The 12,979-nt window shown below is 42.0% G+C and carries 12 protein-coding genes; 10 read left to right on the top strand and 2 right to left on the bottom strand.

The window, feature by feature from the left end; genetic code table 11:
• Positions 1-27 precede the first annotated feature (27 nt).
• The 10 genes from H7T97_RS08275 to H7T97_RS08230 all read left to right on the top strand — a co-directional run bounded on the left by H7T97_RS08275 (position 28) and on the right by H7T97_RS08230 (position 11,534).
• Positions 28-897 carry an ROK family protein gene (locus H7T97_RS08275; protein ID WP_195423824.1) on the top strand — a complete coding sequence of 290 codons (870 nt, stop codon included), beginning with the start codon at positions 28-30 and terminating at the stop codon, positions 895-897.
• Complete coding sequence (locus H7T97_RS08270) at positions 891-2,771, top strand: beta-N-acetylhexosaminidase (RefSeq protein WP_195423827.1); 1,881 nt, start codon at positions 891-893, stop codon at positions 2,769-2,771. The genes H7T97_RS08275 and H7T97_RS08270 overlap by 7 nt, the downstream gene beginning before the upstream one ends.
• 225 nt (positions 2,772-2,996) lie before the next feature.
• Positions 2,997-3,926: an ABC transporter permease gene (locus H7T97_RS08265; RefSeq protein WP_049492090.1), complete on the top strand. Its 930-nt coding sequence runs from the start codon at positions 2,997-2,999 to the stop codon at positions 3,924-3,926.
• A gap of 13 nt (positions 3,927-3,939) precedes the next feature.
• Entirely contained in the window at positions 3,940-4,872 is a 933-nt protein-coding gene (locus tag H7T97_RS08260; RefSeq protein ID WP_003004100.1) for a carbohydrate ABC transporter permease, read from the top strand.
• Positions 4,873-4,951: 79 nt separating this feature from the next.
• Positions 4,952-6,433: an ABC transporter substrate-binding protein gene (locus H7T97_RS08255; protein ID WP_201087775.1), complete on the top strand. Its 1,482-nt coding sequence runs from the start codon at positions 4,952-4,954 to the stop codon at positions 6,431-6,433.
• Positions 6,434-6,604: 171 nt separating this feature from the next.
• Entirely contained in the window at positions 6,605-7,216 is a 612-nt protein-coding gene (locus tag H7T97_RS08250) for a YesL family protein (protein WP_049472892.1), read from the top strand.
• Between the two features lie 2 nt (positions 7,217-7,218).
• A complete protein-coding gene (locus tag H7T97_RS08245; protein WP_049472891.1) occupies positions 7,219-8,865 on the top strand; it encodes a sensor histidine kinase in 1,647 nt (548 codons plus the stop codon).
• A gap of 10 nt (positions 8,866-8,875) precedes the next feature.
• Positions 8,876-10,180: a response regulator transcription factor gene (locus H7T97_RS08240; RefSeq protein WP_201090018.1), complete on the top strand. Its 1,305-nt coding sequence runs from the start codon at positions 8,876-8,878 to the stop codon at positions 10,178-10,180.
• A gap of 197 nt (positions 10,181-10,377) precedes the next feature.
• Complete coding sequence (locus H7T97_RS08235) at positions 10,378-10,971, top strand: TetR/AcrR family transcriptional regulator (protein ID WP_150905129.1); 594 nt, start codon at positions 10,378-10,380, stop codon at positions 10,969-10,971.
• Entirely contained in the window at positions 10,971-11,534 is a 564-nt protein-coding gene (locus H7T97_RS08230; protein WP_014712763.1) for an NAD(P)H-dependent oxidoreductase, read from the top strand. Before H7T97_RS08235 ends, H7T97_RS08230 begins: the two co-directional genes overlap by 1 nt.
• An 84-nt stretch (positions 11,535-11,618) precedes the next feature.
• Here H7T97_RS08230 and H7T97_RS08225 read toward each other — a convergent pair whose 3' ends face one another.
• Positions 11,619-12,473 carry a putative RNA methyltransferase gene (locus H7T97_RS08225; protein WP_155199245.1) on the bottom strand — a complete coding sequence of 285 codons (855 nt, stop codon included), beginning with the start codon at positions 12,471-12,473 and terminating at the stop codon, positions 11,619-11,621.
• 107 nt (positions 12,474-12,580) lie between these two features.
• Entirely contained in the window at positions 12,581-12,898 is a 318-nt protein-coding gene (locus H7T97_RS08220; RefSeq protein WP_150905134.1) for a YciI family protein, read from the bottom strand.
• Positions 12,899-12,979: the final 81 nt, after the last annotated feature.

Genomic DNA, 12,979 nt, shown 5'->3' with positions numbered 1-12,979 from the left:
ACTCGCTCCTTTTTACAGGTAAAAGCCATGACCATTGCAACGATTGATATCGGAGGGACTGGGATTAAGTTTGCCAGTCTCACTCCGGATGGAAAGATTTTAGATAAGGCCAGCACCCCAACTCCAGAAACTCTAGAAGATTTGCTAGCTTGGCTGGACCAGCGATTGTCAGAACGTGACTACCGTGGGATTGCTATGAGTGTGCCAGGGGCTGTTAACCAAGAAACAGGGGTAATTGAAGGGATCAGTGCCATTCCTTATATCCATGGTTTTTCATGGTATGAGGCCCTTTCTCATCACAAGCTACCTGTCCATCTAGAAAATGATGCCAACTGTGTTGGACTGAGTGAATTGCTGGCGCATCCTGAGATTGAAAATGCAGCCTGTGTCGTGATTGGTACCGGAATCGGTGGAGCCATGATTATCAATGGCAAGCTTCACCGTGGACGTCATGGCTTGGGCGGTGAGTTTGGCTACATGACAACTATCGAGCCTGCAGAAAAGCTCAATAACTGGTCACAACTCGCTTCTACAGGAAACATGGTTCGCTATGTCATCGAAAAATCTGGTCAAACCGATTGGGATGGCCGTAAGGTTTATCAAGAGGCTGCAGCAGGCAATGCCCTTTGCCAAGAAGCCATTGAGCGTATGAATCGTAATCTAGCTCAAGGCTTGCTCAATATCCAGTATCTAATCGACCCAGATGTCATTAGCCTAGGTGGCTCTATCAGTCAGAACCCAGATTTTATCAAAGGGGTGCAAAAAGCGGTAGACGTCTTTGTGGAAAGATATGAAGAATATACAATTGCGCCAGTCATCCAAGCTTGCACCTATCAGGCAGATGCCAATCTCTACGGTGCCCTTGTCAACTGGTTACAGGAGGAAAAGCAATGGTAAGTTTTACCGGAATTAGCAGTAAACAACAGCAAGCTATAGACTTACTTCAAAAGCACATTTCTCTACCAGATGTAGAAGTGGCAGTCGCTCAGTCTGACCAAGCTTCTATCTCTATCAAGGGTGAGGGTGGAGAATATCAATTGACTTATCGCAAACCTCATCAGATTTATCGTGCCTTATCGATTCTCGCAACAGCATTAGCAGAAGGTGACAAGGTAGAGATTGAAGAACAAGCGGCTTATGAAGATTTAGCCTACATGGCTGACTGTTCGCGAAATGCAGTTCTAAATGTTGCATCTGCCAAGCAGATGATTGAAGTCTTGGCTCTGATGGGTTATTCAACCTTTGAGCTCTACATGGAAGACACCTATCAGATTGAAGGGCAACCTTACTTTGGCTATTTCCGTGGAGCATACTCAGCTGAAGAATTACAGGAAATCGAAGCTTACGCCCAGCAGTTTGATATGACCTTTGTACCATGTATCCAGACCTTGGCTCACTTATCAGCCTTTGTCAAATGGGGTGTCAAAGAAGTCCAGCAACTTCGTGATGTAGAGGACATTCTCCTCATCGGCGAAGAAAAAGTTTACGACCTAATCGACGGCATGTTTGCTACTCTGTCTAAACTACAAACACGCAAGGTCAATATCGGGATGGACGAAGCTCACTTGGTTGGTTTGGGACGCTATCTCATCTTAAACGGTGTTGTGGACCGTAGCCTCCTCATGTGTCAACATTTGGAGCGCGTGCTGGATATTGCAGACAAGTATGGTTTCCACTGCCAGATGTGGAGCGATATGTTCTTCAAACTCATGTCATCAGATGGCCAGTACGACCGTGATGTCGAAATTCCAGAAGAAACTCGTGTTTATCTTGACCGTCTCAAAGACCGTGTGACCTTGGTTTACTGGGATTATTATCAGGATAGCGAAGAAAAATACAACCGTAACTTCGGTAATCACCACAAGATTAGCCAGGATATTGCCTTTGCAGGTGGTGCTTGGAAGTGGATTGGTTTCACACCACACAACCATTTCAGCCGTCTCATCGCTCTTGAAGCCAATAAAGCCTGCCGTGCTAATCAGATCAAAGAAATCATCGTGACGGGTTGGGGGGATAATGGCGGTGAAACAGCCCAGTTCTCGATTCTCCCAAGTTTACAAATCTGGGCAGAACTCAGCTACCGCAATGATTTAGAGCGTCTGTCAGTTCACTTCAAGACCAATACAGGCCTCTCGGTTGAGGACTTTATGCAGCTGGATCTGGCCAACCTCTTGCCAGACCTACCAGACAATCTCAGTGGGATTAACCCTAACCGCTATGTCTTTTATCAGGATGTTCTTTGCCCAATCCTTGACAAGCACATGACACCTGAACAGGATAAGCCTCACTTTGCCAAGGCAGCTGAGACACTTGCTGACATTAAAGAAAAAGCGGGTGTCTACGCCTATCTCTTTGAGACTCAGGCTCAGTTGAATGCCATTTTAAGTAGCAAGGTGGATGTAGGACGACGCCTTCGTCAAGCCTATCAAGCAGGTGATAAAGAGAGCTTGCAACAAATCGCTCGGGAAGAATTGCCAAAACTCAGAAGCCAGATTGAACACTTCCATGACCTCTTTAGCCACCAATGGTTGAAAGAAAACAAGGTCTTTGGCTTGGATACCGTAGACATCCGGATGGGTGGACTCTTGCAACGGATCAAGCGAGCAGAAAGTCGGATTGAAGACTATCTAGCTGGTTCTATCACACGTATCGATGAACTAGAAGTAGAGATCTTGCCATTCAACGATTTCTACAGGGATCAGGACTTCGCAGCAACAACGGCTAACCAGTGGCATACTATTGCGACTGCCTCAACCATTTATACAACGTAAAAAAAGCCAAGTTGGATGACAGATATCTCATCCATGGTCGATAGGAGTAGAAGAGGAGCTGTGTTTATGACCACCCTTTTCTACTCTTTTTTAAAGCTATGTCATAAATTTGTAGAATTTTTTCTATAATTAGGAGTTTGAAAATGTAAATGGGCTATCTTATAATAGGTGATGTAAACGCTACCAAAGCAAATAAACACGCTCAAGGCTCAAAGGGGGAGTTAAATGAAAAAGTTTGTAAGGACTCTGAGAGAAAATTTCATTTTTCTTTTAATGGTCTTACCTGGTGCAGCGTGGTTAATCTTATTCTTCTATATTCCGGTTTTTGGGAATATCGTAGCATTTAAGGACTATCATATTACAGGAGAAGGCTTCATCGACAGTGTCATGAAGAGTAAATGGGTTGGCTTTGACAACTTCAAGTTCCTCTTTAGTTCCAAAGATGCCTACATTATTACAAGAAATACGGTCTTGTACAACTTAGGATTTATCTTCTTAGGATTGATTGTTTCCGTTGGGATCGCCATCATCTTTAGTGAGTTGAGATCAAAAAGAGTGGTCAAGGTGCTTCAAACCTCCATGCTCTTCCCATACTTCCTATCATGGGTTATCATCAGCTTCTTCACCGATGCCTTCCTGAACGTGGACAAAGGATTGGTCAACCACATCTTAACTTCACTTGGCATGAAGGCCATCAATTTCTATTCAGAATTGTGGATCTGGCCAGCGCTTCTCCTCTTCTTAGGAATTTGGAAAGGCTTTGGTTATAGTAGTGTCATGTACTATGCAACCATCATGGGAATTGACCCAACTTACTATGAAGCAGCGACCGTGGATGGTGCGTCTAAGTGGCAACGCATTCGCAACATCACCATTCCTCAGTTGTCTTCCTTGATTACGGTCTTGACCATTCTTGCAGTCGGAAATATCTTCCGCGCAGACTTCGGTCTCTTCTACCAAATCCCGCATAATGCTGGAGCGCTCTATAGTGTGACCAACGTTATTGATGTTTATGTCTACAACGGTTTGACCAAGTCAGGGGATATCGGGATGACAGCAGCAGCCGGTCTTTACCAATCGGTAGTCGGTTTGGTTCTTGTTTTAATCTCAAATATCATTGCCCGTCGCATTGATAAGAATGCCGCTCTCTTCTAGAAAGGAGGATCGTATGAAAAAATCAACCATTCAAAAAGAAAAAATTGATAATGTCGGGATCCATTCTTTCAGTAAGAAGAGCAACTTCTTCTTTACCTTGTTGTTGACCTTAGTCGGATTGACCTGTGTACTTCCCTTCATCTTCGTTGTCATGATCTCTTTGACAGACGAACAAAGTTTGGCAGTCCATGGATTCCAATTCTGGCCGGCAAAATTTGGATTTGATGGTTACCTTTTCTTGGTACAGTTCAAAGACAAAATCTTGCAAGCCCTCTTCATTACCTTGTTTGTGACCATTGTGGGAACAGCATGTAATGTCTTTATCACCACAACTTATGCTTACGCTATCTCACGGAGTACCTTTAAATACCGCAAGTTCTTTACCGTATTTTCACTCCTTAGTATGCTCTTTAGTGCAGGGTTGGTTCCAAGCTACATTGTCACCACTCAACTCTTGCAGTTAGGTGATACCATCGGGGCTTTGATTATCCCAATGTTGCTCAGTCCATTTAACATCATCTTGATGCGGACCTTCTTTAAACGGACCATTCCAGAAGCTATCCTTGAATCCGCTCGGATCGATGGGGCAAGTGAAACACGGATCTTCTTCCAAATCTGCTTGCCATTGTCTCTTCCAGGGATTGCGACCATCAGTTTGTTCACCGCTTTAGGGTTCTGGAATGACTGGTTCAACGCCCTCCTCTATATTAAGAGTGACAACCTTTACCCATTGCAATACCTCTTGATGCAAATCCAAAACAATATGGATTACATCGCTAAAAACGTCGGGGTATCCGGCCAATTGGCAGGAGCTGTACAATCCATCCCACGGGAAACAGGACGTATGGCCATGGTGGTTGTGGCAACAGTGCCAATCGCCATTCTCTATCCATTCTTCCAACGCTACTTTGTAAAAGGCTTGACCATCGGTGGTGTGAAAGAATAACATCGTTTATTGAAAATCAGCAGGATTTTCAACTCATAACTTAGTCTAAAAAGAAAATAACATAAAGGAGATTTTTCTTATGAAAAATTGGAAAAAATACGCGTTAGCATCTGCTAGTGTCATCGCTCTTGGAGCTACTCTTGCTGCTTGTGGAAACCTTACAGGGAACAACAAGAAGTCTGCAACAACTGAAGACGGTAAACCAATCATCAAGATGTACCAAATCGGTGATAAACCAGATAACTTGGATGTTCTTCTTAAAAATGCCAACAAGATCATTGAAAAGAAAGTTGGCGCAAAATTGGATATCCAATATCTTGGTTGGGGTGACTACGCACAAAAAATGAACGTTATCATCTCATCTGGTGAAAACTATGATATTGCCTTTGCTAATAACTATGTCATTAACGCTCAAAAAGGTGCTTATGCTGACTTGACAGAATTGTACAAGAAAGAAGGGAAAGACCTTTACAAAGCACTTGACCCAGCTTATATCAAAGGGAACACTGTAAATGGCAAGATCTATGCTGTTCCAGTAGCAGCTAACGTTGCATCTTCTCAAAACTTTGCTTTCAACGGACCACTTCTTGAAAAATATGGTATCGACGTTTCAAACGTGAAAGACTATGCTTCTCTTGAACCAGTCTTGAAAGCCATCAAAGAAAAAGATCCAAACGTTGTTCCATTTGCAATGAACAAGAGCTACGGTGGACCTTCAGATGACTTCGACTACGTAGCTGTTGATGGACTTCCATTCGTGGTTGACTTGAAAGGTGACACTACGAAGATCGTTGACCGTTACACCATTCCTCGTTATGTAGAAAACTTGAAGACTCTTCACAAATATTACGAAGCAGGATACATTCCAAAAGACGTAGCAACAAGCGATACTGGTTATGACCTTTCTCAAGATACTTGGTTGGTTCGTGAAGAAACAGTAGGACCAGCTGACTACGGCAATAGCTTGCTTTCTCGTGTAGCAAACCGTAAGATCGACATCAAACCATTTACTGAACTTTACAAGAAGAACAATACTACTCAAGTAGCTAACTTTGTTATCTCAAACAACTCTAAGAACAAAGAAAAAGCAATGGAAGTATTGAACCTCTTGAATACAAACCCAGAACTCTTGAACGGTCTTGTTTACGGACCAGAAGGCAAGAACTGGGAAAAAGTTGAAGGTAAAGAAAACCGTGTCAAAGTCTTGGATGGCTACAACGGAAACACTCACATGTCTGGATGGAACACTGGTAACAACTGGATCCTTTACATCAACGAAAACGTAACAGATGAACAAATTGCACAATCTAAGAAAGACTTGGAAACTGCAAAAGAATCTCCAGCACTTGGTTTCATCTTTAACACAGATAAAGTGAAATCAGAAATCACTGCTCTTACAAATACTTTGAACCAATTCGCAGGTGCGATCAATACTGGTACTGTGGATCCTGAAGTAGAAGTTCCTAAGATGCTTGAAAAATTGAAATCAGAAGGTGCTTACCAAAAAGTGCTTGACGAAATGCAAAAACAATACGACGAATTCCTTGCTTCTAAAAAATAAGAAACAGGTCGTGTGAAAAGGCTTTGGGGCTGTCTCCAAGGCCTTTTTAAGTTTTTATGAAAATGAATCCTGGAAATGAAAATCAATATTTCAATTCACTAATGCAAATATGAGGAAAGCGTTTTATTTTTATGATATAATAGAATAACTAATTGGGAAAGAGGCTGAATGATGGGAAAAATCATCGAGTTCATTTTTACGAGAGTCTATGTTGCCATGCTGGTAACAGGGATTTTTTGGGTCTTGACGATCTGTGGGGGCATTCTTCTAGGAGTAGGACCAGCCAGTGCCACTATCATGAGCCTCTATGCGGAAAATGGCATGAACTACAAAGACTACCATTGGTCACGCGCTTGGGAACTCTTCAAAGAAAATCTGGTTCCGGCTAATCAAGTCTTTTACACCTTCTTTGCCATTGAAGGAATCCTCCTCTATGGCATGTACCTCATGGTCCAGATTCCTCACTTGAATTTCTTCCAAATTTTGGTTCTCTTGTTTAATTTGGTTTTCCTCTTGGTTGCGCCTCTAGCTTATGCCGTTTATTTGAAATTGCAAGTGCATTTTGCTCTCTCTTATGCCAACAGTATCAAGCTCAGTTTGATCGGAATGTTGCTGGACATTCGTCCGGTTCTGAAGCTCATCCTTGGAACCGCGCTACTTGGCGTCATTAGCTACTACATGCCAGCCCTTCTCTTTTTTGTCTTGATCGGCGTCTGGCATTTCTTTGTCAATGATATCTTTGACCCTGTTTATCAAAACATCCACGAAAAATTGGTATCCTAACGATGAAAAAAATCTGGTTAAGTACGCTTTTAAAATTCTACGCCTATGTCATGGTGGTCATTTTGACCATTATGGGTCTCGTCGTAGCGGGGATCTCTTGGAAAAACCAGCAAGCTGAAGCCGATCGGATCGCCCAACGGGTCTTGACTGAAGTCGTGACGGATCTTGAGACCTCTTATCAGCGGGTCACACAAGAAGGGCGTAGTCTCGTTGAAAACCCTGCAAAATTAGAAGGGGTTTATCGCTATTTTACCTTGTCACCATCGGAGTATGAGACTTGGCGATTGAATGCCCAGTTCCCTTCTTATATCCAATTGTCCCTACATAAGAATATTGACAGTCTCTATTTGAGCAATAAAAACATCGAGGGTATCGATGTCACCTTGTCTGATTACAAGACGGTATTTGTCTCTACCCGGCAATCACAGGGAGGCAAGCAAGTCTCAGCGGACCATTACAAGGCTCCTGCGACAGCCATTCCGGTTCCTTTGACAGATCCGACTACGGGTGCTGGAGTTGGGATTGCTTATATGACGCTGAACCAAGAAATTTTGACGGCAGCGATTGATAATGCCAGAGGCGATCTTCCGGTCGCTGTACGGATCTTCACTCCCTTTGGGAAAGAGATGTACCATGAAGGGGATAAGGGGCAATCAAAAGATGTTAAATGGCAAACCCGTAGCACGATCTATGGCTACAAGGTGGATGTGGCTGTTTCTGAAAGTTATCTGGTCAAAAAGGGTCTAGCTAACCTGACCACTTTTCTCTCCATTGCTTTCCTGATTTTCTTGATCCTTTACTTGTTATTACGGCAGATTTTCAAAAATTACCGGCGTCAAGTCCTCGATTTGGTTGATACCATGAATCAGATCAGTCAAGGCGATAGTGAACGACGGATTGATACCTCGACCAAGGACCAAGAACTGCTGGTTATTGGTAATATGATCAATACCATGTTAGACAATATGGATAAGAATATTCGGGATATCTATCAGCTACAGCTCAGCCAAAAAGATGCCAATATGCGGGCCCTACAAGCCCAGATTAATCCCCACTTCATGTACAATACACTGGAATTTATCCGGATGTACGCCGTCATGCAAGAGCAGGATGAATTGGGTGATATTATCTATGAGTTTAGTAGTCTCTTGCGCAACAATATCTCAGATGAGCGAGTGACGACAGTTGAAAATGAGCTCGAATTTTGTCGCAAATACAGCTACCTCTGTATGGTGCGTTATCCAAAATCGATTGCCTATGGCTTTAAGATCGATCCAGGCTTGGAAAAGATGAAGATTCCAAAATTCACCATCCAGCCTTTGGTCGAGAACTATTTTGCGCATGGAGTGGATCACAAACGCAAGGACAATGTGATTAGTGTCAAAGTCTTGCAAGGAGAAGGGCAAGTCATGATCCTGATCAGTGATAATGGGCGCGGGATGGAAGAAGAACAGCTAGAAAAAATTCAAGAGATGCTAGCCAATCGCAATCCACGCTCAGAAATCGAAGAAAAGAGTGGGCGGCAGTCCATCGGAATTGTCAATGTTCATGAACGCATGCTACTCTATTTTGGAGATCGCTACCATATCCAAGTCTTCTCCCAACCTAACCATGGAGTGACCTATACGATAACCATTCAAGATGAATAAAGGAGACAGAATGTACAAAGTCTTATTAGTAGACGATGAGTATATGATTACAGAAGGGTTAAAAAAATTAATCCCCTTTGACCACTGGAATATGGAAGTGGTCGCAACTGCAGAAGATGCAGACCAGGCCCTTGATTATGTACGAGAGCATCCGGTGGATGTGGTGATCACGGATGTCAATATGCCTGGAAAGACCGGACTTCAGATGATTGCAGAGATGAAGGATTTGATACCAGATGCTGCTTTTATCATTATGTCAGGCTATCAGGATTTTGAATATGTCAAGACAGCCCTCAATTTGCGCGTGGCAGACTACCTGCTCAAACCGGTCAATAAGGTGGAGATGGGCAATATCCTAGAAAAAATCCAGCACCAAATCCAGCAACCAAGCCAAGAGTTGGCCAACCGCTTGATTCACGATGATATCTCTGAGGAAGAGTTTTGTCGGTATATCGCAGGACGAAACTCACTGTGGATTGGGGTTGCTAAGGAGAAAAAAGGCTTTATCAGCTCGTCTTACCAAGTTCTCGGGCAAAATCTTCAACTCTTTATCTCAGAGCAAGAAGAAGAAGCTATGATTGAGAAGGCCTTTGAGCCACCTTATAAGGAGCACTTCCATCAATTTAAGGACCTAGTGGAGCGGAGTCTCTTTTATGGAGCGACCCCTCTCAATCAAGATGAAGAGATCTTCCATTACTACGAACCGGCCTACCGGGTGATCATGCAAGGAAATATCCAACAGATCTTAGAAGAACTGGATTGGTTGGAAAAAATGATCCTTGAGAAGACACCTAAGGTTTCGCTGACCAAGCAACTCTTTATCCAATTTTTGATGGATGTCTTTCATTTATTTGAATACCTGCAAGGAGATGATTTGGCCGATGTGGTCAAGAAAGTCCAAGAAGCTGCTACCTTTAGCGAGATGATTAGCTTTATCCAGGAAGAGTTGTCCCGTTTCTTATCCCACTATCGGATGAACGAAAATGTAGCGAGCGTCCTCCAAGTGATTAGCCGTGATTACCAAAAAGAGCTGTCGCTCAAGGACATCAGTCAGGCTCTCTTTATCAATCCAGTCTATTTAGGCCAATTGATTAAACGAGAAACCAATGCAACGTTCGCAGAACTCCTCAACAAACAGCGGATTAAGGCTGCCCAGCAGCTCCTCTTATCGACCAATGACAGTATTGAAGATATCTGCTATAAAGTTGGTTACAGTAATGTAGGCTATTTCTACAAGGTTTTCCGTAAACTCTGTGGGAAATCGCCTAAAACCTATCGCTTACAAGTCATGACAGAGCAGGCAGAAGATGAGTAAAAGGCTGAGACGATTTGTCTCAGCCTTTTGATTGAAGACAACGTCTTCTTAGAAACTTTCCTTAGGTGAGTACATAACAGAAGGTCAGAGACTATGAAGCTAACTTTTGAGTATTTTTTTATTTGACAAATATAAGTAGACAGTGTATACTTTATAAAAAGTAGACGACGTATACTTTGATAAGGGAAGGTGGTCAAATGAAACGGAATACGGAAGAACTGAAAGAAAAGTTAATTTCGGTTGGCATTGAAGAAATCAGAACTAACGGGATTGACCGGATGTCTATGCGTACAATAGCTCAAAAATGTGGGGTGACTCATGGAGCTCCCTATAAGCATTTTGGAAGTAAAGATAGATATATTCAAGTGGTTATGGAACACTTATCAATGTTCTTTTTGAAAAATATGATACAAGGGATTGATACTTCCATAGATGCAAGAACTCAACTAACTCTGATGGGCTGTAACTTTGTAAGGTTTGCCCAAGAGGAAACCTATCTATTTGAAGCATTATTTATCAAATTTCCATATAACTATATGGAGTTATCCCATGAAACTATTTCAGTCAACTCCTCTTTACCAGGATTTGAACATTTTAAGTCGGTAGCGTTAAGACTTAAAGATGAGGAAAATCTTTCTAGTAGTGACGCAGAAATTTTGATCCATTTTTGGAGTTTTATTGCTGGTTTGGCTCTATTGGTAAGGAGTCCCGTTGGAGAAAGCTTTAAAGAAAATGATGTTCAAAAGACCGTCAGAACGATGCTTGATATTTATATAAAAGGAGATAGCTGATGAATGTTTTAATAATCTATTCACATCCGAATGAAACAAGTTATAATGCATCAATCCTTCAAACTGTGCAAAAGCATTTAGCACCAGAGCATAGGGTTAAAATAGTAGACTTATATAAAGAAAACTTTGATCCGGTTTTACGTTTTGATGAAAGGCATAAAAGGAGAGATTTACAGCATAATGAAGACATGAAACCGTATAGAGATTTATTGAGTTGGGCGGATCAGTTGATTTTTATTTTCCCTACTTGGTGGAGTGGAATGCCAGCTATTTTAAAAGGTTTTATTGATCGTGTTTTTGTTGCAGGTTTTGCTTATCAGAATGGACCTCGAGGTCCGGTGGGGCAACTAGATGGAAAAGCGTGGATCATTACGACGCATAATACGCCAAAAATTTTTCTTCCTTTTTCTCAAGACTACGCAAAGGTTCTAAAATCCCAAATCTTGAAACCCTGTGGTATTAAACCGGTTAAAGTGACACAAGTTACACGAGTGGAATATATGAGTGATCGTCAACGGAAAGAAGAACTCGAAAAAATCGCACAAATAGCAAAAAGAATTTAAAAAGTGCTTTACAAGTCATGACAGAGCATGCAGAAGATGAGTAAAAGGCTGAGACGATTTGTCTCAGCCTTTTTACTTTTCATTTTACGTTCTTTGTATCTTGATTTTCCCAACCAATATTTGGGCCTCAATGGTGATTTCTGTGAGTTGGGTCCAGTCGATTTTTTCTTGGTCTACGTGAAATAGAAGAGGGGTCATGGCGAGGAGCGCCTGGCGTTCTTCAGGAGTTAAACTCTTGGTGAGGCTGACCGTTTCGGATGAGAGGATCTGGCAGTGGTCTTCAAAATGCTCCAAAATTTCCTGGTTGGAGTAAGATTGCTTGGTCAATTGATCTTGGGCCAACTGACGAATTTCTTTTAGATGAGAAGAGGTTGGGACGACCTTAATGATCACCCCTTCTGTCTTTAAGACACGTTCAAATTCAGCGTAATTAGCCGGGGAGAAGATGTCCAAAATGACCTCCATACTCTTAGATTGAATGGGTAAATGAGCCAAATCTCCTACAAACCAATTGACCTTCCAGCTAGCATCACTCTTGGCAGCTAGTTGTACGGATTCCTTTGAAAGATCAAATGCATAGAAAGTAGCCTTGGGATAGGCTTCTTGTAGCTTTCGGGAGTAATAACCTTCTCCGCAACCGATATCTAGAATTCTGGCATCACTGGTCGGAATTTTTTGTCCGATCGCTGTTAGAATCGGCTCATAAAACCCTGCTTCTAAGATCAGCTGGCGATTCTGAAAATTTTCTTTGTCATAGTCCTTTGATTGCTTGATCTGGGGAGCCAGGTTGACATAGCCAAATTTCGCCAAATCAAAAGAATGGCCCTTGGGACATTTAAAACTGGTCCCCACAAGTTCTAGGTCCAATTGACAGATGGGACAGGCAAAGGCAGTGGCTGTTTGAAATCGTTGTAATTTTGGTTTGATCGGTGTATTCATATTAGTAGTGTAACAAAAGAGCCTCTAGATAGCAACCGATGCTGTAATGGGACTAAGTCACACTTTTTTAACGGTTCTACGCGGTATTGAATGGACCTTGAGTCTCTTTATTTAATTTCCTCATTTTCGTCCAATGGATCGCTGAGGAGGGTTTTCAATTCTAGACAATACTTACTTGCTTCAAATTCAATGATCTCATATTGAGCAATCTCATTTTGATAGAATGGATCGTGTGCAATGATTTCTTGGACAGCATCTTTATTTTTTGCTCTCATGAGAATGATACCGCCAGTTCTTGGATTTTTTCTTCCAGATGCGATAAAAAGACCTTTTGTATAATACTGATTTAAAAAATCTATGTGTTTTTCTAAGTGTTTTTCAACTTCATCAAGGGGCTTGATATAGGTAAGGTTTACAATAAACATAAGTGACTCCTTTAAAATAAATGATAAATAGATTATAATACTTTACAAACTACCTGAATAGTAGGCACATTTTTGTAAGGA

It is taken from the genome of Streptococcus parasanguinis (assembly GCF_016648925.1).
Lineage (GTDB): Bacteria > Bacillota > Bacilli > Lactobacillales > Streptococcaceae > Streptococcus.
The sequence above is the reverse complement of the archived record's forward strand: the minus strand, read 5'-3'. Positions and strand labels throughout refer to the sequence as shown.

Excerpts from the sequence above, each read along its gene's own strand:
- H7T97_RS08240 (WP_201090018.1), top strand. The coding sequence starts at position 8,876 with ATGTACAAAGTCTTATTAGTAGACGATGAGTATATGATTACAGAAGGG.
- H7T97_RS08225 (WP_155199245.1), bottom strand. The coding sequence starts at position 12,473 with ATGAATACACCGATCAAACCAAAATTACAACGATTTCAAACAGCCACT.
- H7T97_RS08235 (WP_150905129.1), top strand. The coding sequence starts at position 10,378 with ATGAAACGGAATACGGAAGAACTGAAAGAAAAGTTAATTTCGGTTGGC.
- H7T97_RS08265 (WP_049492090.1), top strand. The coding sequence starts at position 2,997 with ATGAAAAAGTTTGTAAGGACTCTGAGAGAAAATTTCATTTTTCTTTTA.
- H7T97_RS08220 (WP_150905134.1), bottom strand. The coding sequence starts at position 12,898 with ATGTTTATTGTAAACCTTACCTATATCAAGCCCCTTGATGAAGTTGAA.
- H7T97_RS08270 (WP_195423827.1), top strand. The coding sequence starts at position 891 with ATGGTAAGTTTTACCGGAATTAGCAGTAAACAACAGCAAGCTATAGAC.
- H7T97_RS08255 (WP_201087775.1), top strand. The coding sequence starts at position 4,952 with ATGAAAAATTGGAAAAAATACGCGTTAGCATCTGCTAGTGTCATCGCT.
- H7T97_RS08245 (WP_049472891.1), top strand. The coding sequence starts at position 7,219 with ATGAAAAAAATCTGGTTAAGTACGCTTTTAAAATTCTACGCCTATGTC.
- H7T97_RS08250 (WP_049472892.1), top strand. The coding sequence starts at position 6,605 with ATGGGAAAAATCATCGAGTTCATTTTTACGAGAGTCTATGTTGCCATG.
- H7T97_RS08260 (WP_003004100.1), top strand. The coding sequence starts at position 3,940 with ATGAAAAAATCAACCATTCAAAAAGAAAAAATTGATAATGTCGGGATC.
- H7T97_RS08230 (WP_014712763.1), top strand. The coding sequence starts at position 10,971 with ATGAATGTTTTAATAATCTATTCACATCCGAATGAAACAAGTTATAAT.
- H7T97_RS08275 (WP_195423824.1), top strand. The coding sequence starts at position 28 with ATGACCATTGCAACGATTGATATCGGAGGGACTGGGATTAAGTTTGCC.